General features: G+C 67.1%; 18 protein-coding genes. 7 read left to right on the top strand and 11 right to left on the bottom strand.

What is annotated here, in order from left to right; translation table 11 throughout:
* Positions 1–150: 150 nt before the first annotated feature.
* From LGY53_RS24310 to LGY53_RS24300, 3 genes are all read left to right on the top strand, one after another.
* The gene (locus LGY53_RS24310; protein WP_225729013.1) at positions 151–576 is read left to right on the top strand and encodes a VOC family protein; all 426 of its coding nucleotides are present in this window, start codon (positions 151–153) and stop codon (positions 574–576) included.
* Positions 577–665: 89 nt separating this feature from the next.
* Positions 666–1007 (top strand): PPOX class F420-dependent oxidoreductase, encoded by a 342-nt coding sequence (locus LGY53_RS24305; protein ID WP_255664250.1) that lies wholly within the window; start codon positions 666–668, stop codon positions 1005–1007.
* A 274-nt stretch (positions 1008–1281) separates the two neighbouring features.
* Entirely contained in the window at positions 1282–1719 is a 438-nt protein-coding gene (locus LGY53_RS24300) for an SRPBCC family protein (RefSeq protein ID WP_225729011.1), read from the top strand.
* Positions 1720–1743: 24 nt separating this feature from the next.
* Here LGY53_RS24300 and LGY53_RS24295 read toward each other — a convergent pair whose 3' ends face one another.
* The 4 genes from LGY53_RS24295 to LGY53_RS24280 all read right to left on the bottom strand — a co-directional run bounded on the left by LGY53_RS24295 (position 1744) and on the right by LGY53_RS24280 (position 6690).
* On the bottom strand, positions 1744–2862 hold the full coding sequence (locus tag LGY53_RS24295) for a serine hydrolase (protein WP_225729010.1): 1119 nt from the start codon (positions 2860–2862) through the stop codon (positions 1744–1746).
* 59 nt (positions 2863–2921) lie between these two features.
* Positions 2922–3776: an AraC family transcriptional regulator gene (locus tag LGY53_RS24290; protein WP_225729009.1), complete on the bottom strand. Its 855-nt coding sequence runs from the start codon at positions 3774–3776 to the stop codon at positions 2922–2924.
* 20 nt (positions 3777–3796) lie between these two features.
* Positions 3797–4828 (bottom strand): hypothetical protein, encoded by a 1032-nt coding sequence (locus tag LGY53_RS24285; protein WP_225729008.1) that lies wholly within the window; start codon positions 4826–4828, stop codon positions 3797–3799.
* A 104-nt stretch (positions 4829–4932) separates the two neighbouring features.
* A complete protein-coding gene (locus tag LGY53_RS24280) occupies positions 4933–6690 on the bottom strand; it encodes an FAD-dependent oxidoreductase (RefSeq protein WP_225729007.1) in 1758 nt (585 codons plus the stop codon).
* A gap of 289 nt (positions 6691–6979) precedes the next feature.
* Here LGY53_RS24280 and LGY53_RS24275 point away from each other — a divergent pair, with 289 nt between their 5' ends.
* Both LGY53_RS24275 and LGY53_RS24270 read left to right on the top strand, forming a co-directional pair.
* Positions 6980–7339 carry a hypothetical protein gene (locus LGY53_RS24275; RefSeq protein WP_225729006.1) on the top strand — a complete coding sequence of 120 codons (360 nt, stop codon included), beginning with the start codon at positions 6980–6982 and terminating at the stop codon, positions 7337–7339.
* Positions 7340–7422: 83 nt separating this feature from the next.
* Positions 7423–9909, top strand: a complete 2487-nt coding sequence (locus tag LGY53_RS24270) for a hypothetical protein (RefSeq protein ID WP_225729005.1) — start codon at positions 7423–7425, stop codon at positions 9907–9909.
* Here LGY53_RS24270 and LGY53_RS24265 read toward each other — a convergent pair.
* Together LGY53_RS24265 and LGY53_RS24260 are read right to left on the bottom strand one after the other, a co-directional pair.
* The gene (locus tag LGY53_RS24265; RefSeq protein WP_225729004.1) at positions 9886–10977 is read right to left on the bottom strand and encodes a glycerophosphodiester phosphodiesterase; all 1092 of its coding nucleotides are present in this window, start codon (positions 10975–10977) and stop codon (positions 9886–9888) included. The genes LGY53_RS24270 and LGY53_RS24265 overlap by 24 nt on opposite strands.
* Before the next feature lie 41 nt (positions 10978–11018).
* A complete protein-coding gene (locus LGY53_RS24260; RefSeq protein WP_225729003.1) occupies positions 11019–12509 on the bottom strand; it encodes a cytochrome P450 in 1491 nt (496 codons plus the stop codon).
* 113 nt (positions 12510–12622) lie between these two features.
* Between LGY53_RS24260 and LGY53_RS24255 the strand changes: the two genes are divergently transcribed.
* Together LGY53_RS24255 and LGY53_RS24250 are read left to right on the top strand one after the other, a co-directional pair.
* Complete coding sequence (locus LGY53_RS24255; RefSeq protein WP_225729002.1) at positions 12623–13795, top strand: sensor histidine kinase; 1173 nt, start codon at positions 12623–12625, stop codon at positions 13793–13795.
* The gene (locus LGY53_RS24250) at positions 13792–14409 is read left to right on the top strand and encodes a response regulator (protein ID WP_225729001.1); all 618 of its coding nucleotides are present in this window, start codon (positions 13792–13794) and stop codon (positions 14407–14409) included. Before LGY53_RS24255 ends, LGY53_RS24250 begins: the two co-directional genes overlap by 4 nt.
* Before the next feature lie 11 nt (positions 14410–14420).
* On the opposite strand, the gene LGY53_RS24245 is transcribed toward LGY53_RS24250, so the two are convergent.
* From LGY53_RS24245 to LGY53_RS24225, 5 genes are read right to left on the bottom strand one after another with little or no spacing between them, the layout of a single operon-like run.
* Positions 14421–15302 (bottom strand): universal stress protein, encoded by an 882-nt coding sequence (locus tag LGY53_RS24245; protein WP_225729000.1) that lies wholly within the window; start codon positions 15300–15302, stop codon positions 14421–14423.
* Between the two features lie 38 nt (positions 15303–15340).
* Positions 15341–15829 (bottom strand): GNAT family N-acetyltransferase, encoded by a 489-nt coding sequence (locus LGY53_RS24240; protein WP_225728999.1) that lies wholly within the window; start codon positions 15827–15829, stop codon positions 15341–15343.
* A gap of 12 nt (positions 15830–15841) precedes the next feature.
* Positions 15842–18505 (bottom strand): magnesium-translocating P-type ATPase, encoded by a 2664-nt coding sequence (gene mgtA, locus LGY53_RS24235; RefSeq protein ID WP_225728998.1) that lies wholly within the window; start codon positions 18503–18505, stop codon positions 15842–15844.
* Between the two features lie 36 nt (positions 18506–18541).
* Positions 18542–19411: a universal stress protein gene (locus tag LGY53_RS24230; RefSeq protein ID WP_225728997.1), complete on the bottom strand. Its 870-nt coding sequence runs from the start codon at positions 19409–19411 to the stop codon at positions 18542–18544.
* Positions 19412–19427: 16 nt separating this feature from the next.
* Positions 19428–20339 (bottom strand): universal stress protein, encoded by a 912-nt coding sequence (locus LGY53_RS24225; RefSeq protein ID WP_225728996.1) that lies wholly within the window; start codon positions 20337–20339, stop codon positions 19428–19430.
* Positions 20340–20419 lie beyond the last annotated feature (80 nt).

Raw genomic sequence — 20419 nt, 5'->3', positions numbered from 1 at the left:
TGCTCATCGTGGCACCGATAGATGATGGGCAGTGCGCGACGAGGCGAAATTTACATTCGCTTGAGCTTGCCGCAGCCGCGGCGGAACCGAGCCGTCCGGCTATAACCGCTGGTCCGGTCGACCGGATCGATCGTCGGCTACAGTCGAGTCGTGAGCCATCGAAGTCGACTGTGCCACATCGTGATCGACGTATCCGACCTGGATCGGGCGGCCGTGTTCTGGGGACGTGCCCTCGGCGCGACCGAGGAAAGCCTGCGCCCGGACAGCCACCGCGTCTATCGGCAGCTGCGGCTGCCCGACTCCGAGATCCGGATATTGCTGCAGGCGACCGCCGACGCCAAGGCATCGAAGGAACGGGTCCATATCGATATCGAAACCGACGATGTCGAGGCCGAGGTGCGTCGCCTCGAGGCGCTCGGCGCATCCAGATGGGATCACCAGCGGGAACGCGGTTACGACTTCTGGGTGCTGCGCGATCCCTGGGACAACGAATTCTGCGTACTGCAAACCGAATTCCCCGACCTGCTGGCGCGGCGCACGCCATGGGACGGCTCGGCATCGGCGCGTGGTCGGTAGCGTTGCCGCTGTGTCCGAGGAGATTTCGCGATCGCACTATGTGCTGTTGACGACGTACCGGCGGGATGGAACGGCGGTGGGGGTCGCCGTTGTGGGCGGTCGAAGATGCGGGTCGGCTGTATCTGTGGACCGAGACGGATTCGTTCAAGGTCCGGCGCATCCGGCGCGATCCGGCGGTAACCGTGCAGCCCTGCACATTTCGCGGCGCCGCCCACGGTGTGCCGCGCCGCGGCCGTGCCGAACTGCTCGACGAGGCGGGTACCGATCGCGTGCGAAAGATGTTGGCGCACAAGTACGGGATGTGGGGCTGGCTGGCCGTGCGCTGGCCGTGGCCGTCGTATTTCCGGCCGTCCAAAAAGCTGCTCCGCGATATCGTGACCGGCAATCGGCCGGCGACGATCGGCATCGAGATCACCTTCGACGCGGTCTAGATCCATTCCAATAACTATTGCGGCCAATTCATATTCGGCATCGGCCCCGCGACGACGATGATCAGGACGTACGTCCAGTTCGCGCGACGCGTACGCCGGGGTGAATTCCGGCCGGCCAGGGTCGATGAATCCAGAAAGCGAATATCGGCGGGTCGCCGCCGAGCCTTTGTTGCGCACACAGCGAGTTCGCAGGTTCTGCACTGGGTGACATGACCGGCACGGCGTGTAAAGATGCGTTCTGCGAATGGTGTCTAGCGAAAACGGATGTCGTCGGATGAAATCGATCAGCAGGACCGCCGGTGAAATACCGGCGTCCCGGGACGAGGTCTGGACGGTGGTCTCCGATCCGGCCCGGAACGCGGAATGGGTGCCCTGGCACGACCGGTGGCTGCGGGAGCCGCCTGCCCCCGTGTCGCGCGGTCGCGGCATCCTCGAACAGGTGACGGTGTTCGGTTCGACCCACACCATCGAATGGACGGTCACCGACTGGACGCCGCCGCAGGCGATCCGGCTGGCCGCGGTCGGTCAGCACGGTCTGTCGATGGTGTTCGTCACGCGGGTCGATGCGGTCGACGAGAGCCGGTGCGCGGTGACATTCGAGCTGGAGCTCGACGGGCCGGTCCTGGAACAGGTGCCCATCGACGCCATCGAATCCGCGGTGGGCGCCGAATTCGAAACGGCATTGGCGCAGCTCGAGAAGCTGATGAGCTGAGCGCCATCCGCGATCCGGACATCCCTACCCGCACATCACCAACTGGCGTAGCGCCGCAAGCGGTTCGTCGATGGGGTGTGGTTGGGGTGTTCCGTTGGGGTCGAGGCGATTCCAGCGCTGCATATTCACCGCGACGGACGCTTGCCGGTGGCCGTCGGCGCGGGTCATGGAGATCGCGCCGCCACCCCAGACCGAGCCGTCGTGTCCCCAGAAGGTGCCGTGGCCGGGTACCTCGACCTTGTGCAGGCCGAGGCCGTATTCGATCAATTTCTGTTCGAAGGATATGACCGGCACGGTGCACTGCATCTGCGCCAAGGACGACCTGCTGATTATTTCGCCGCCGAGCAGCAGGGCGAAGAAGCGGTTGAGGTCGGCGACGGTCGAGATCAGGGAGGCCGAGGGGCCGACGAAGGACATGTCGAAAACGCTGAAATCGCAGGGGGGTTCGATCATGCCGAACCACGACTCGTACAGCAGTGAGTGCGGGCCGTTCACGTATGGTCCGTCCGGAAGTTCGGTGTCCCGGAGTCCTGCGCGCTCGATGACGTCCTGGGTGATGTATTTTTCCGCCGTTGTACCGGTTACTCGCTCCAGAAGTTCGCACAGGAGAAGGTAATTCGTGTTGGAGTACACCCCGGGCGTAGCGCCGGGCGCACCGGCGGCCGGTGCGGCGACTCCCATTTCGATCAGGTCGGTCCGCTGAAATCTGGTGAACCGGTTGGCTTCCATGCTGTCGGGTCGCGTATCGGCAGCCGCGGGAAACCCTTTGAAGGACGGGTAGGCATATTGGAGGTAGTCGGGCAGGCCGCTGGTGTGGTTGATCAGCATCCGCACCGTGATCGCCGCGCCGCGTTCGCCGGGAACCAGCCGTGGCAGGTAGTGCCCGATCGGCGTATCGAGCCCGATTTCCCCGCTGTCGACCTGCCGCAAAACCGCTGCGGCGGTGAAGGTTTTGGTGATGCTGCCGACGCGGTGGCGCATATCGGCGGTGACCGGGCGGCCGGTGACGATATCGGCGACACCGGCGGCGTCGCGCCAGATCTGATCGCCCGCACGCACTTCGGCGAATATTCCGGGCATTCCCGCACGGTGGACGTGCTCCAGCGCGGCTTTCAGCTCGGCGGGATCGAGCGGGTTGTTCACGACATGGGTCCTCTCGTCATCGATGGATTCGGGCCAGGTGCACCGAACCGTGCGCACAACTATCGATCGACCAGTCGCCCCCGGTATTGGAAAAATGTTCCCCACGCGCGGTTTCGGTACCGCATGACCTCGGTACGAGGTTGGGCCGCCAGCGCACCCGGGGTGAGGTTCGCGAAGTTCGACATGTCGCGGCACAGATGCGGCTGATCGGTGTAGCCGCAGGCCGCGGCGACCTCGGCGGCGGGCAGGCCGGTCAGCAGGCCGTCGACCGCGTACCGGAAACGGACCAGCATGGCGGCGCGCTTCGGGGTCAGGCCCAGCTGGGATTCGAACCTGGCCCACAGTCGTTTTCGGCTCCATCCGCAGGATTCGGCGAGTTCGCCGACCCGGACCCGGCCGTGGCTGACGAGGATGCGCCGCCAGCTGGCGACCACCTCCGGATCCGGCAGCCGCGCGGGCTCGGCGCATTCGGCCAGGAACGCCCGCGTCAGCGCGAAACGCTCCTCCCACAACGTGGTTTCGCCGAGCCGTTCCCGCAGCCGCACCGCCCGCTCGCCCCACAGATCCGTCAATTCGACTACCGCACTACCCAATTCGGCGGGGTCGATACCGAGCAGCGAATGGGCCCGCGGCGGTGACAACCGCACCTCGACGCATTCGGCCCGTGCACTGCTGATCCGCATACCGCCGCTGGAATACCCCGTCACGAACCCGGTGACCGCCTGCCGACCCGCGGCATTCTCGACCACCAGATCCTCGTCCCCGAACCCGATCAGCATGGTGACCGCCGGAATCCCGCCCACCCGTATATCCATTCCGCCGCCCCGGCTATCGCGATATCCGATCATCGCGGCGCCACCGCCCGGCGCGATATCGGCCGGCCTCGCGAAATCCCATGCGGTATCTGCTTGCACTCGGCCAGGCTAACCAATCCCTAGATGCCGAGGCAGCCGATGGTGGCGGCGAGCATGACGCCGGTGAACAGCGGCCAGAACAGGAGTTTGGGCAGCAGGTTCTCCCGCCAGGCGATCAACCGGCGCAGTGCCCCCGCGACGAGCAGGGTGGCGTTGACCGCGACGAGCAGCGTCATCAGATAGAGGGTGAAGTACCAGAATTCGATGTAAGCGATTCCGGCGGAACCGGTTTCGGTCCTGGCGCCGTTGTCGTTGACGGCGACGACGAGCACGGTGGTGACGGCGAAGCCGATGATGGCGAAGGCGGTGAATCCGGAGACGAGGCGGCGATCGGGGTCGGTGGTGATGACGAACAGCGACAGGAACATCAGTATCGCCAGCAGCACGACCGGGACGATCCGGCCGATGGTGGGCCCGAGCAGGCCGCGGGAGACGCCGACATTGAAATAGAGTTCGTCGGCCTGCATGGCGAGCTGGTCGCTCAGTCCGTATTCGAGGTGTTCGAGGCTGAAAGTCGTGTAGTGGGGCTGCCATTCGCCGAACAGGAGTCCCGGGTCCAAGCCGTGCATGGCGGTCGGGTTCCACGCCGGATACGCCTTGAAGTCGGGGATCAATTGCACCGGATGCGCGAGATCGTCGGGACGCATGCGCAGCCAGACGTCCTGGTGGTCGAGGGGATAGTCGCGGTAGTCGAATTGCTGGCGCAGCGTCGCGGTGAAGGACCAGCCGATGATGTGGTCCGCGCCCTCGGTGAAGTCGAAGGCCGGTTTGAGCGGATGGGTGTCGTCGGCCTCGGGCAGCATGACGCCGCGCGCGACCTCGTCGGGCAGGCTGGGTGGGATCCGCTGCCAGATATGACCGGTGACCTTGACGTTGTTGGAGTTGACGAATTCGATCGAGTGCAGCAGGACGCCGGTGGGGATGAGATATACGGGCCGGTGGGCGGCGAAACGCTTCGCTATCACGCGATTCGCGGCGGCCGCATTCTGGACGGTGACGCCTCGGGAGGTTATCGGTGTGTTTTGATCGGCGGCATCGATCCACGTGTGCACCGTGATGGCGGTGAAGCACAACGATATCGCGGCCGATGTCAGCCAAAGCCACAGCGGCCGTACCGGGTTACGCGTCCGGCGCCGGGTGGGGGCCGGAGCGGTCTTCAGCGCCAATGGATTTCGAGTGCGGTCCGGACGCCGCTTTCCAGCGCGCCCTCGATCCAAGCGGGTTTGAGGCTGGTGTGATCACCGGCGAAATGCAGTCTGCCCTCGACCGTTCTGGTCGCGCCGTGGTGTTCGTGCAGTTGACCCGGTGTCGGGATGCAGGCCTCGCCGAGCGCGTAACGGGCGCGCTGCCAGCTCTGCGAGATGCCGATTCCGGTGAACTCGGCGTCGACGACCGGGCCGAACATTTCCCGCATTCCGGCCAGCCCGTAGTGGATTCGTTCGCCCTCGGTGAGCGAATCCCAGCGCATCGCGTCGTCGGACCAGGTGTAGGCGGCCAGTACGACGCCGCCGTCGGAGCCTTCGACGTGTGAGGGGAAGTACATGAATCGGTTGGGGGAGTCGGATACGCAGCCGCCGCCGCGGAACCCGTTGGATCCCTGTTCCCAGAAGCGGGTTTTGAACTCCAGCAGCACCTTGGTGGCGGCGTCGTGATGCAGTTCGACGATGGCGCGGCGTTTGGCATAGGACAGCGGCGGATCGAAGGTGCAGAATCGGGCCGAGGTGAGCGGGATCGCCACGATCGCGTAATCGGCGTCGAAGGATTCGACGGGATCGATCGGTGCGCCGTCGGAGCGCTCGTTGCCGGACTCCGCGGTGGTCCAGACCCGGACACCCTGCTCGGTGTGTTCGATGCGGGTCATCCGCTTGCCGAGCAGTACGGCCGGGCCGAGGTTGCGGGTGAGCGCGTCGGTGAGGCTGGCGGTGCCGCCCTCCAGCTCCCAGAAGGTGGCGTCGGGGCGGATCAGCGCGTGGTCGACCAGGGCGGAAATGACACCGTAGTGCAGCCGGGAGGTCAGGTTCTCCAGCGTGCCGACCGCTTCGACCTGCCGGGTCGACCAGCCCTGCTCGGTCAGGTACCGGTGCGTCGAATAGTCCTCATAGGTGCTGAAAACCTTTGTCCAGCCGTCGATTCGGCGCTCGATGGGCAGGTTGTCGGGTACCGCCGTCCTACTCATGGCCTGGTCGAGGGCGACGCGGCTGGGACTGGCGAGGGTAACGCCGAATCCGGCGTGCACCCGTCCCGGATCCGCGGCGTAATCGGTGCGGCGGACGGCGGATCCGTTGACCATGATCAAGCTGCGGCCCGCGCCGGGCGGCAGGACGCAGTCGGCGGCCGGACCGTTCGACCATTGCTCGCCGGAGAACGATCGATACACGACCGGCGTGGCCTGGATCGTCGGCGCGTCCGGGAGCACATCGACATTGTGGAACTGGCGGCGGCGCACGCCGAGCTTATCCGCCAATGCGAGCACCAGCGGATGCGAACTCGGTAGCCGCATCGCGCCGGCTTCGGCATAGAGCGCGGGATCGGTGAAGATGCCGCGGAAGGTCTTCACCCGGCCGCCGGTGCGGCTGCCGTTGGCCTCCAGCACCGTCACCCGGTGTCCCGCGTCGGCGAGCAGCGTCGCCGCCGTCAACCCGGCCGGGCCCGCGCCGACGACGATAACGCGTTTGGGTGCGGCGGTTTTCGGCAGCCCGGTGTCGATGAGCGTGCGCAGGCTCGCCAACGTCAGGTCGTTGCCGTTGTCGTCGACTCGCAGCATTTCCTGGGCCAGGACCCGGCTGCGGTCGAGTGCGCGGTCCGAATCCGGCCTGGCCATCGGCGTCTGGCAGGCCGTCGTCGTCGCGGCGAGGGCGCTCGCCGCCAGCGCCGTCGACAGCAGCGTGCGCCGGCCGATCACAATCTCCGCCATGCCCGATCCTCCGAAATAGTGAGGTACCGACCTGCTCAACGAATGTGATTCGGGCGAAACGATAACAAAACTGGACGGTTTTGCGTGTTCGACACGGGTGGACGTTGTTCGGTGGTTGTCGTTCGGTATCGAGCGAGCGGTGTCGAACAATTCCGTGCGGGTTAGACATGGACGAGTACACGCCGCGACGTCGCGGCGACGGGGTGATCACCGATTGCGACGAGGGGTCGAAACGCATCGGCGGTCTGGCAATAAATTTCTTCCGGAAAACAAAGGAAAGGAAATTTCCATGTTTCGAACCATAATTGCCGCGGCGGCGGTACCGGCCGCGACGGCGGCGCTCATGTTCTTCCCGGCGATGACCAGCGGCGCCACCGCGCAGGACACCTCGACCGTCAAGTTGCAGGCCGATCCGAAGGATGATCACGGCGATTGCAACCAGACGTGGGTGGACGGACGGAAGGGTCGCGGTCGGGGCTGCTGGGCGCCGTCGGAGTACTACGTGTATCTCGGCGCGGATTGCGGATTCCCGGCGGGTGAGGCATACAGCTGGAAGATCCGGGATACGTCCGGGCAGGATCTGTGGACCGATGATTGCGGCTTCGGGCACGACGCACAGGACGTGCACGTGAATCACGACGTCGCCTGATCGACGGTCCTGAATTCCGGTGGGGCGGGTTCGGGCCCGCCCCACTTCCTCGAGCGGTGGCGGATATGCGATTTGGATGCGCGATGGCATTGCGGGCGGCCATCCGGGAATTGCTGACACGGAAATTTTCGGCGATCTTGATTGCGGTGCTGGTGGCGGCGCCGATCGCGACGATCAGCGCGGTACTGACCATCGACGCGAGTTCGGCGATCAGCGGCGCCGACAGAGCGGACCGGGAATTCGGCACGGCCGAATATCGGGTGCCGGTGACGCTGCCCGCCGACGGTTCGGCCGAGGACCGGCTGTCCGAATCGAGGAGGGTGATCGGCCGCGCGTTCGGCCCTGGTGCGCAGGCCACCGCGCTCGTCGACGGGCGGGTCACCGTGCGCGCCGAGCGGGGTGAGCTGCCGATGCCGATCCATGTAATGGATACCGAAAGCGTTCTGACACAGCGGATGTTCGTGACCCGGTCCGGTACGGCTCCGCACGCGTCCGACGAGATCATGGTGTCCGAAGCCGCCGCCGAGCGGTTGCACGTATCGATCGGCGACGAGGTGGCGCTGCCGTTGCCGGGACTGCGGATGCGCGTCGTCGGCATCGGTCTCGATCCATTGGACGCGACGCTGGCATTCGCGGTGCTGCCGACTTCGGGTGGCGCCGCAACCGATCTCGTCGCGCACGCGCGGGAGGCCGAGGTCCGGGTCGCCTGGTTGGTTACACCGGCCGCCGGTGTGACCGTGGCCAAGGAGCGGCTCGGCGGCGCGGTGGCTGCCTCGCGCGGTGCGGCCTCGTCGGTGCCGCGCGGCGGTGCCGGGTCGGTCGCGCTCTGGCTGTTCATCGCCGGTTTCGCCGAGGTCTTGGCCGTGCTCGCGGCGATATTCGCGTCCATGGCGCGGCGGCGGTGTCACGTCTATCGGCGGCTGGCGGACCGAAAGCGAGATGCCGCAACGGCTTTCGCGATCGGAGCCGTGGCGGGGTCGTTTCCGGTGCTGTTCGGGCTGGTCACCGGGATCGGGCTGGCGGTCGTACTGCGATGGGGACAGTACGGCCGCTTATGCCTGCCCGCAGGCCGATTGGCGGCGATCGCTGGGCTGTCCGCGCTGGCCGTGACGCTCTGCGGCGGATTGGCCGGGCGGCCCGCGGGCGGCTCACGTTCCGGACCGGCTGTGGCGGCGGTGCTCGCGGGGATACTCGGTTGCGCCGCGCTCGGCCGCGGCGCGGCGAGCGGACAGCCGATCATGGCGGCGGCGGGTGCGGGCGCCGTCGTCCTCGCCTGCGGGCTGCTGGTGGTCTGGCTGCTGCGCCGCTGGGGAACCGATATGCGCCGGGGGCCACTCGCACTGCGATTCGCCGTGCGCGCGGCCGTCGCCGTGCCCGTCCGGCATGCGGCGCTCATCGTCGCCGTCGCCGGAATCGCCACGTGCGCAACGACTTCGATCCTTTATCTGACAGCCACCGACGCCCATCTGCCGAAGGGGCCGGTCGGCTCGGCCCTGTTCACCGATCATCAAGCGGTGCCCGAGGCGGCCGTGCGCCGCGCGGCCGAACGGCTCGGCGCCACCGGTGTCGCGGAATTTCGGCGGGTGACCAAGCCGGACAGCGATTCGGGCCGATCCGCCGTCGTCCGGTTGCGGGATCCGGCGGATGTGTGCGCGGACCGATTCCGCGGATCCGCGAGCCGTTTCCGAGATTGCGTGGCCCACCGGGACTTCAAGGGCGTCCCCACTGTCGCGGCCGTCGACCGGCGGGCCGCGGTCATCATCATCGGCCGTGAACTCACCCCCGCCGAGGCCACCGCATTCGACGGCGGCACGGTACTGGTGCTGCATCCCGCACTGCTCGACTCGGCCGGAAAGGCCGTGCTCACCGCGACACCGCCGCCGAAATCGGACGGGAAGCGCGCCGAGGACATTCGGATTCCGTTGTCCGGCTTGGCAATTGCCGACGAACAATACGCCGGTTCGCCGATGGCGTTGATATCGGAGGGCGCTGCGAGGGCGAACGGCCTCGATACGACGACCGGCGATTACCAGTACCTGTTCCGCTCGCCGCGCCGCCCCGACTCGGCGGCCGAACATCAGGCCGCCTCGATACTCACCCAACACGAACCCGAACTGCTCAGCTCCGGCTGGCTCGACGTGGAACGCGGCGACGCCGTGCCCGAGCGGATGATCACGCTCGCCGAGACGGCCGCACCCGTCCTGGCCGGACTGTATCTGCTGATCGTGCTCACCGGTATCGGACTATCGAGCACCGAATTGCGCGACGGATCAGTGGATCTGCGCGAGAGCGAAGCGAATTCACGGACCTGCCAGTCGATTTCGGCTTGGCAGGCCGGGATCATCAGTGCGGTGGGATCATTCGTCGGGCTGGTGCTCGCGCCGTGGACGGCCCGTGCGATTCTGGGCGACGCCGGCACCGGGCTGCCCACGGTGTACGCGGTGGTGGGCGGCGTTGTGCTCGTACTGTTTTCGGCAACTCTCGGATGGCTGTGCGCGTACCGCGCGCCGCGGGCGATCCCGTCCGCCGCGCGGACATCCGGCGCGCTACTTGGTGAACCCGTTCGGTAGTGGCATACCCTTGTCCCGCATCACTTCTCGGGCGCGGTTCGGATAATCGGTGATGATGCCGTCGACGCCCTGGTCGAGCACCAGGGCGATGGTCGGTTTGTCGTTGACCGTCCACGGGATGACCGTCAGCCCCAACTCATGGGCTTTTTTCACGTATTCCGCTGTGGTGGTGAGCTTGAAGCCCGGATCGCCGACCTTGGCCGCGCTGTCCCATGGATTCACATAGCTGGGGGAGGAGATGTTCGCGCCGAGCGCCTTGATCGCGCCCAGCGGATCACCGGCGTGGTCCTCGTACCGGATCGGGCTCAACCACGGGCTGCCCGGTTCGAATGTCGAATCGTCGTACAGGGCGACGGTCGGGATCGTGGGATTCCTCGCCTTCACCAGCGGCAGGCTGCGCCAGTCGAAGCTCTGAATCTCCACTTTGCCGGTGGCGCCCGTGGTTTCGACCGCGGCGAGGATGACATCGACGAACTCCTGCGGCGTCGCCGACTGCTCCGGTTTCGCGGCCTCGATCTTGGTCTCGATGTTGTAGCGCAGCGCATCGAACGCGCCGGGATAGGACTTCACCAGATCGAACAGCTCCGGCAGCCGGGCGATCCGGTTACCCGGCAGTGCAGTGGCCTCCGGGAAGCCCGCCAGCTTCTTGCCGCAGTCGAGCGTGTGGATCTGATCATAGGTGAGGTCGTGTAGCACCTTCCCGACGTAGGGGTACATCGGGTCGCCGGGCGTGAAAGGCGCGGTATCGGCGCATTTCTCGGACTGGATCACCGGATCGTGCCAGATGGCCGGAACGTTGTCCTTGGTCAGCACGATGTCGAGTTCCAGTGTGCTGACGCCCAATTGGATCGCCTCGGCGTATCCGGGCAGCGACTCCTCGATGGTCATCCCGCGACCGCCGCGATGCGCCTGCAGATCGAAGGGCCGCCTCGCATCGGGACGTGCCGAGGCACTGCTGTTGCCGTCGGAGCTCTTGCCGCATGCGGCCGGACCGAGGATGGCAATTATGACGCCGAGGATGGCGATTATCTGCTTCGAGATCGTTGACCTGCGTCGAAGAGGGGCCATTGCGGTAGCTTATCCATCGACTCCGCCCTCATGGACAACTTTCAGTTAACCAACTCCGCTCGGGCGGGTCGGTCACGCACGACCATGGGAAGCGGTCCGTCGGGGCCGCCGGTGAACGAGAATTGCGGGCGGATCGGTTCGGTGGTAGCCAGATCCATCTCGATGCGCTGGGCGATGGTCGCCAGTGCGAGAACCGCTTCGGTGTTGGCGAAGACGTGGGCGACGCACATGCGTTTGCCCGCTCCGAATGGCAGGGTGGCGTGGCGTTGTGCGATTGTCGGGCTTTCGGTCAGGTGGCGAGTCGGGTCGAAGGTTTCCGGATCCGGCCAGACGCCGCCGTGCTGATGGATGGCATGCAGGTTGATCATGATGGTGGTGCCCGCGCGGATCGGGAAGTCGCCGAGCAGATCATCGTTTTTCGCGACCCGGCCCAGCGCGACGACCGGCGGATACAGTCGCATCGCCTCGGCGATAACGGCTTTCGTCCAAGGTAGGAGGTCTACGTCGGCGGCGGTCGGGGTGCGGCCCGCGAGGACGTCGTCGAGTTCGGCGTGTAGGCGGGAGCGGGCGTCCGGATTTTCGGCGAGCAGCTTCCAGGTCCAGGCCAGTGCCGTCGCGGTGGTTTCGGTCCCGGCGCCGAGGAAAGTCATGAGCTCGTCGTGGATTTCGGCGTCGGTGTAGTGGTGCCCGGTTTCCGGGTCGTGCGCGTCCATGAGCAGTGCGAGCAGGTTGTCGCGACGGGTGATCGCACCGCTGCGGTGATCCGCGATGAGCTGGTCGATCACCCGCTCGAGGTGCCGCAGGTCGGCCATCATGCGCGGCGCGAGAACCCATGAGGCGCAACGCATGACGCGCATGGGCAGGTCGTGCCGGTTCGTGAGTTCGGCGAGCGCGTGCAGCCGATGGGCGACGCCGGTGACGAACCCGAAGCCGAACATGGCGAGCAGCCGGGACAGTCTGATCTCCGACATCGGCCCGGTCAGATCCAGTCCGAACATCGTGCGCGCGACGATATCGACTGTGAGCCTGCTCATCTCGGCGTTCATATCCACCGGCGCCGCATTCGCGCCGAGCCGGCGGACGCGCGCGGCGCAGTCGTGGGCGGCATCGGTGACCGGACCCGCGAGCGTGGCGATATTCCGTTTCCCGAATACGGGCTGGACGAGGCGGCGATTGCGTTGCCAGCGGGCCTCGTTCGGCTCGGTGACGAGACCGCGCCCGAATGCGACGGCAAGCATGTCGTAGTCCGCGCTCTTGGTGTAGTTGGCCTGATTGGTCACCAGGACGTGCCGGGCGAGTTCGGGGCTGCGAATCACGACATAGCGCTGCAACGGTATTCGGGCCACCATGACGTCGTCCTGTCCGGGGAGCCGGGCGCCGTATGCGTTGGCCGGGTTGTGGTCGCCCAACAGCCGAAGCGCTTGGGCGGCAAGTTTCCACGACTGCCACCACGACACCCGGGTGCGGTGCCAGCGCAGCGGCGCGGGTTGCCATCGGGGCGGGTAGACGGTGGTGTCGGGTGCGATCGTCACGGTCGATTCCCTTGTGTCCGTGGGCTTTTGTCGCAGCGTATGCCGATGCGCGCGGGGTGTGTGTCCACTGTTCGGAGGACTCGGGGCCGCACGATCCGGGCTATCGTCGGAGGATGAGAGCGCCTGGGCGGTGGGATATCTGGTACCGGATCTGGAGCGCCTATGTGGTGGGCGGCATCATCGCCACCGGAGTTCTCGTCATCGTCCTGCGCCGCGTGTACGCCGGTGAGACATGGGTGGCCTTGGCGGCGCTGACCTGCCTGCTGGCTTGGTCGGCGTTGCTGTCGCCGCGCCGCGACAATCCCGATGCCTTCTATCGCCGTAGGGTGAGCCGGAATTCGGTGCTTTTCGTGGTCGGCGTGCTGTTGTTCTTCGACGTCGCCGCCTGGTGGTCACCACCGGCCCTCGCGGCGGTGATGGTGGTGTACGCGCTGATCTACATGGCGCTGCCGGTGCGGGCCGCGATGGTGGTCGCCGGGGCGGTGAGCTTCACGCCCCTGGTATTCGCGCTCGTCGCACAGACGGAGGTGCCGATGGGGCTGGCGATATCCTTGGTCGCTGTCGTATTCAATCCGGCGATCGGGGCGACGATCACGCTCGCCCTGGACCGCGGTGAGCAATTGGCGATACTGCTCGACCAATTGGAACGCAGCCGCGCCGATGTCGCGCGACTGTCCAGGGAGGCGGGTTCGATGGCCGAACGCGCCCGCCTCGCAAGGGAAATCCACGACACGCTGACCCAGGGATTCACCGGAATCGCGACGCTGGCCGAGGTCGTCGAATCCGAATTCGATACCGATCCCGTTGCCGCCCATAGGCATATCGCACTTATCGCGGCCACGGCACGGGAGAACCTGATCGAAGCGCGCACCATGGTCGAGACGTTGACACCGCCCGATCTGGGTGGCGGATCGCTGGCCGAATCGGTGCGGCGACGCTGCCGCAAACTCGCCGACGAGACCGGTATCGCCGTCGTCGTGAATGTCGATTCGACTGTGCCCCAATTGGATACCGGAACCGAGGTGGTGCTGTTGCGCGCCGCGCAGGAGGCGTTGACGAACGTGAGCAAGCACGCACGTGCCGACAGCGTGACCGTCGACCTCACTCGAACCGGGCAGGGCGTGCGACTGTCGGTGGCGGACAACGGAATCGGCTTCGCCGTGGCCGATGCCGGCGGATTCGGCCTGCCCGGTCTGCGCAGCCGGGCACAGGAGATCGGCGCGGTGGTCACCGTGACGACGAGCCCGGGCGCGGGTACCCGGGTGGCCGTCGAGGTTCCGGCGTGATCAGCGTCCTGCTCGTGGACGACCATCCGGTGGTGCGTGAGGGTATGCGCGGAATACTGTCCCGCGAAGCCGATCTCGTTGTCGTCGGCGAGGCGGCCGGTGGCGCGGAGGCCGTTGCGGTCGCCAGGGTGCTGCGTCCCGATGTGGTGCTTATGGATCTGCGGATGCCGGAGGTCGACGGCGCCGCGGCGACCGAGGGGATCCTGGCCGCCTGTCCCGAGAGCCGGGTGGTCGTCGTCACCACCTACGACACCGATACCGATATCCTGCGCGCCGTTGAAGCGGGCGCTTCCGGATATCTGCTGAAGGATAGTTCGCGCGCGGAGCTCGCGGCCGCCGTGCGGGCGGCCGCACGCGGCGAGACGGTGCTGACGCCCTCGGTCGGCGCACGGCTGCACCGTCGAAACCCGCAGGCGCTGTTGTCGGCCCGTGAGGTGGAGGTTCTCGGATATGTCGCCCGCGGCGCGACCAACGCCGAGATCGGCCGAACCCTGCACATCAGCGAAGCGACCGTGAAAACACATCTACAGCGGGCATTTTCGAAGCTGGAAGTATCCGACCGCACGGCCGCGGTCACGGCGGCCTTGGCAAAGGGACTGTTGGCCGCGCCGTGAGTGCTCGGTCGCTAGTCGGAGTGGTCTCGGTGGGCGACCAGGACGGGGCAATGGGCGTGCTGCACAAGGAAATTACTGGTGGAGCCGAGTAGCAGGCCGGTGAGTGCGCCACGGCCGCGGGTGCCGACGACGATCAGCTGGGCGGTGTCGGACCAGTCCATGAGGAGCTGGGTCGACTGTGCCGGGCGTGCTTCGCGGCGGACGCGGACGTTCGGATATTTCTCCTGCCAGCCGGCGAGCCGTTCGGCCAGAACCGTATCGGCCGCGTCGTTCTCATCGGTGGTGGATGGCGTTGCGGCGCGGGCATGTACGGCGACGAGTTCGGTTTCGCGTTCGGCGGCCTCGTCGAATGCGGCGGCGATGGCGGCGTCGGCCGTCTCGGTACCGTCGACGCCGACGACGACCGGGCCGGTGTGCCGGATCGCGGTGTCGCGGACGACGATCACCGAGCCGTGCCCGTGTGCGCTCACCGCCAGCAGGGTCGAGCCGATATGGGCGAAGGCGCCCGCGTTGCCGGTGGCCCCGATGACGAGCAGATGCGCCGTCTTCGAATGCCGAATCAGCAGCTCGGCCGCGCCCGCTTCGGAAACCTCGACGGCGACAACCAAATCCGGGTTCACCGACTGCGCGAGACGCCGGGCGGCGTCGACGATGCGGCGGCCCTGTTTGTGAACGGTTTCGGTGATCGACGGGGTGAGCACGTCGTAGTAGCCGACCATCGAGCGCGTCGAGGCCAGGTCGAGGCCGTGCACGAGCAGCAGATCACGGTGGCGGTGAGCAGCGGTTTCGGCCGCCCAGCCGACGGCGAGGTCGGCCCCCTCCGAGCCGTCGACGCCGACGACCACCGCCGCCGATGCCAGCCGGTGCGGATTCTCGTAGGGTGGTGTTGTCATATCGCCCGTCCTCGGGATCTGTTGCTTGGATAGGGAATTCACAGCTGGATGCCGACCTGGACGACGCCGTTCTGCCGATACGTCGTCACCGGGAATCCGCCGTCGATGAGCAGTCGCATCATCCGCGAATTGGCCGGTAGCACCTCGGCGACGAAGCGTTCGATGCCGCGCTCGCGGGCGAGTTCGGCGAGCCTGCGCAGCAGGGCGGTGCCGATGCCGTGCTGCTGATCCTCCGCGGCGACAACGAGCGCGACCTCCGCGGACCGAGTCCCCGGCAGGACAATGAAATTCGCGACCCCCACCAGTTGACCGCCGAGAAACGCGCCGACCGCGCAGTGCTCCGGATCGCGCAGCGCGATCGCATGCGCCACCTTGTGCAGATCCTTCGGCGGCGGCATGAAGAACCGGAAGTAGCCGTCCTCGGCGTCCATCGCGGCGTGCAGCGCTCGGATGGCCTCGGCGTCGGCCGGTCCGAGTTGCCGGATGGCCGGGTGCATGGCGGTTTCGGGTAATACCGTGGCGTGCATGCGGTCTCCTTGTCATCGATGGTTGTGGTCGCGCCGCCGATTCCGGGGCTGCTCGGCATTGAAACGTGCTGCGCGCCTGCGGATTCGATAACCCTCGGTGCGTTCGCGCTCGGTGGCGACGGACGGCGGTGTGCGGAAGAACCACCGTTTGGCCAGCTCGGCGAGGCCGAGATAGGTGATGATCAGCAGCACCACCACGAGCAGGAACGCCCCTGGCAGCGGCCGGAATCCGAGATCGGCGGCCAATGGCGTCACGGGTAGCAGCGCACCGACCGCGACCGCGGCGCAAGCGGCGAGCAGCAGCGGCGTACTCGGCCCGCTGCGGAAGAAGGGGCTGCGCCGGGTGCGGATCACGAACAGCACCAGGGTCTGGGTGGCCAGCGATTCGACGAACCATCCGGTGTGGAAAAGGGTTTCGTCGGCGTGGAACAGCCACAGCATCACGCCGAAGGTGGCGAAGTCGAATGCCGAACTGATCGGTCCGAAGATCAGCATGAAGCGGCGGATCAGGCCGATATTCCAGCGCGCGGGCCGGGCCAGCTGCTCCTCGTCGACATGATCGGTGGGGATGGCGAGCTGGCTGGAATCGTAGAGCAGGTTGTTGAGCAGGATCTGCGACGGCAGCATCGGCAGGAACGACAGGAATGCCGAAGCCCCTGCGGCACTGAACATATTGCCGAAGTTGCTGGAGGTGCCCATCAACACGTATTTCATGGTGTTGGCGAAAATGCGCCGCCCAGCGACGACGCCGTCGGCGAGTACGCCGAGATCCTTCTCCAGCAGCACCACATCGGCGGCGTCCTTGGCGACGTCGGTGGCGGAGTCGACCGAGATGCCGACATCGGCGGCATGCAGTGCGAGTGCGTCGTTGACGCCGTCGCCGAGGAAGGCGACGTCCAGCCCGCCCGCTCGCTGTGAGCGCACGATCCGCGCCTTCTGCTCGGGGGATACGCGAGCGAAAACCGTTGTGGTTTTCACGCATTCGGCGAGCTGACGATCGTCGAATCGGTCCAGATCGGTGCCGGTGACCGCCGCCTCGGCGGGCAGGCACAGTTCGCGGCAGACGTGCAGCGCGACGGCCGGATTGTCGCCGGTGAGTATCTTGACCGTCACCCCGAGGCCGGACAGCCGCGAAAGAGCCTCGCGTGCACTGCCTTTGGGTGGATCGAGGAAGACGAGAAATCCGCACAGCGTCAGGTCGCGTTCGTCGGCGGGCTCGAGCGCCGCCGCCGTGGGATCGGCTGGTCGGGTCGCGACCGCGACAATCCGGTGCCCGGCAGCGAATTCCGCGTCCAGCACCGCCTTCGCGCCGGCGGGTATTCGCGGGCACCGGGCGAGCACGGCCTCCGGCGCGCCCTTCGTGATGATCGACGGCTCGCCCCGGTCGTCGGAGACCAGCACCGAGAGCAGCCTGCGCTCGTGGTCGAACGGAAGTGTGGCCAGCCGCCGGTATTTCGCGACGGTCGCGGTGGGCGCGCCCGGTGATGCCCACAGTGCGGTATCCAATGGGTCCGCGGCGGAAAGGGTTTCGCCACTGATGACACCGTCGGTGCAGAGCATCCCCAGCAGCCGGGTGTGTCCGTCGGCCCCGCCGTCCGGATCGAGCGCGCGCATATATTCGATCCGGCCCTCGGTGAGGGTGCCGGTTTTATCGGTGAACAGCACCTCGATATCGCCCAGATCCTCGATGCAGACCAGCCTTTTCACCAGCACCTTGCAGTTGGCCAGCTGCCGGGAACCGGCGGCGAGCGCGGTGGACACCACGGCGGGCAGCAGTTGTGGCGAGATGCCGACGGCGATGGCCAGCGAGAACAGCAGCGCGTCGAGCAGCGGTCGCTGCAGCACCAGATTCACCGCGAAGATGCCGGTGGTGAGCGCCGCGGCGACCCACACCAGCAGCATGGAGAATTTGCGCAGCCCGATCTGGAATTCGGTTTCCGGCTGACGTTCGCTCAAACCGGCCGCGATGCGGCCGAATTCGGTGGTCGTCCCGGTCGCGGTGACCAGGCCGCGGCCGCGGCCCGCGCTCACCACCGTTCCCATGAGCGCGCACGAAACCAGTTCGGCCACCGGACTTTCCGGCGCGACCGGCGTGGCCGATTTCGACACCGGCGCCGATTCGCCGGTCAGCACCGACTCGTCGCAGCGCAGTCCGGTCACCGACAGCAGTCGCAGGTCGGCGGGCACCAGCTCACCCGCGCGCAGCTCGACGATATCGCCGGGTACGAGCTCGGCCAGATCCACCGATTCCGGTGTGCCGCCGCGCAGGATCACCGCTCGATGCCGGATCCGTTCGTGCAGCGCGTCGGCCGCGCGCTCGGCCCGGTACTCGTTGATCAGGCCCAGTCCGACCGAGGCGGCCAGGATCACCCCGATGATGATCGCGTCGGTGCGCTCACCGACGAAGAACGACACCGCGGCGGTGACGGCGAGCAACAGCAGCAGCGGAGAACGCAGCTGCCGCAGCAACACCGGCAGCAGACGGGTCTTGTGGGTGCGAATTGCATTGGGGCCGAACAGCTGTCGCCGACGGACACGTTCGCTCTCGGACAGTCCGTCCGCCGAGGCCGCCAGCGCGGTGAGCACCTGATCGGTCGTCATGGCGGCGGCGGCCCGCGCGGACAGCGGGTGCGGGCCGCCCGGCGCCGCGGCTCGGATTTCGAGAAGGGTCTGCATCGGTCCAGATTCCGAATCTGCTCGGCGACAGGCGGTTCAGGCGTGCGAGCGGGCGATGATCAGCGGCGCGGTGGTCGCGTGCAATACGGCCTGGCTGACCGAGCCGAGCGTCATCCCGGCGAATCCGCCGCGGCCGTGGCTGCCGACCACGACCAGCTGGGCGCCGGATCCCAGCTCCAGCAAGACCTTTGCCGGACGGTCCGCGGCGACCATCCGCCGCACCGCGACCTCCGGATAGCGTTCGCCGTATCCGGCGAGGCTTTCGGCGAGGATCGCCTCGGCCTCCTGCCGCATATCCTCGCGCGGAATATACGGCGGGAATTCCGTCCAGGCGAGTACCGCGGTCAGTGCCGCACCGCGAAATGCCGCCTCGTCGAAGGCGATTTCGATGGCGCGGGCGCTGCAGGCCGAGCCGTCGACGCCGACGACGACGCGCTGATCGCGCGTGTCGTATTTCGGCGATTCGGGCACGATCGCCACCGGGCATTCGGCGTGCCGGGCCAGCGCGGTGCTGACCGAGCCGAGCAGCGCGCGGCGGAACGCGCCGAGCCCCTGGGTGCCGACGACGAGCAACCTGGCATCCTTCGATCGGTCGCGCAGCACCGGAATCGGCGGCGCTTCGAGGAGTTCGGTGGTGATCTCCAGCTCGCCTGCCGAACGGATCGCCTCGGCGGCGGCCGCGCGTGACTGCTCGAGCGCCGCGATCCCGGCCTGGCGGTAGACCTCGTAATCGAAGCGGGAGAACGCGATACCGGGCCCGAAATCGATCGGCGCGCCGATGCAGTGGAGGATGGTCAGCGGCGCGCGGTGCATGACGGCTTCACCCGCGGCCCAGCGGACGGCCGCCAGGGCCGGATCGGAACCGTCGCTGCCGACGAGTACCGGGGGATTGATGCTTGCGGACATGGGATTTCGCCTCTCGCTAGTTGGCGTGCGCGACCATCACCGGGCAATGGGCATGCTGGACAAGGGAATTGCTGGTCGAGCCGAGCAACAGTCCACGGAATCCGCCGCGGCCCCTGGAACCGACGACGACCAATTGCGCCGCCTTCGACCAACTGGTGAGCTGATGGGCCGGGCCTGCCGGATAGACCTTCCGGGTGACGTGGACGTCCGGATATTTCTCCTGCCAGCCGGCCAAATGTTCGGCGAGCACCTCGTGTGCGGCCGCCTCCATTTCCCGGATCGGCAGGGTGGCAGCGAGATTCGCGTAGCCGGTGAGCGTGATGTCGCCGGTGGCGTGCACGGCGACGAGTGCGGTCTCGCGGATGCTCGCCTCGGCGAAGGCCGCCGCCACCGCGGGCGCACAGGTGCGGCTGTCATCGATGCCGACGACGACCGGGCCCGTCTGCCGGATCTGCCGCTCGCTGCCGGTGTCGCGGACCACCACGATATTGCCGTGCCCGTGCGCGGCCACCGCGAGCAGCGTGGAGCCGATATGCGCCAATTCGCCGGCCCGGCCCGCGCCGATGACCACCATATGCGCCGAATTCGATTCGCGCACAAGGAGTTCGGCGGGCTGGTCGGGGGATACCTCGGTTTCCACGGTAAGGCCGGGATCGACCTGCACGGCCAGGCGGCGTGCGGTGGCGACCAGGTCGAGGCCCGCCTTGCGCATCGCATCGGTGACCGCGGGCGTCAGCAGCTCGTAGATGCCGAAAACGGTGGAGTGCGGATCCAGTGCCAACCCGTGCACGATGCGCAGCCGCCGATTGCGCGCGGCGGCGATTTCGGCGGCCCAGCGCACGGCCAGGTCGGACGGTTCGGAACCGTCGACGCCGACCACCACCGGGGCGGTCGCCAGCAGGTGGGTGTCGGTGCTGCGGCTGGACATGGGCGGAATCCCTTCGGGTGCGATCTGTACCCGTAGGTTAGGAATTTCCGATGGTCCCGCTCGCCTGGCGTTGGTCCCGA

The sequence above is a fragment of the Nocardia sp. JCM 34519.1 genome (assembly GCF_020361265.1).
Lineage (GTDB): Bacteria > Actinomycetota > Actinomycetes > Mycobacteriales > Mycobacteriaceae > Nocardia > Nocardia arthritidis_A.
The sequence above is the reverse complement of the archived record's forward strand: the minus strand, read 5'-3'. Positions and strand labels throughout refer to the sequence as shown.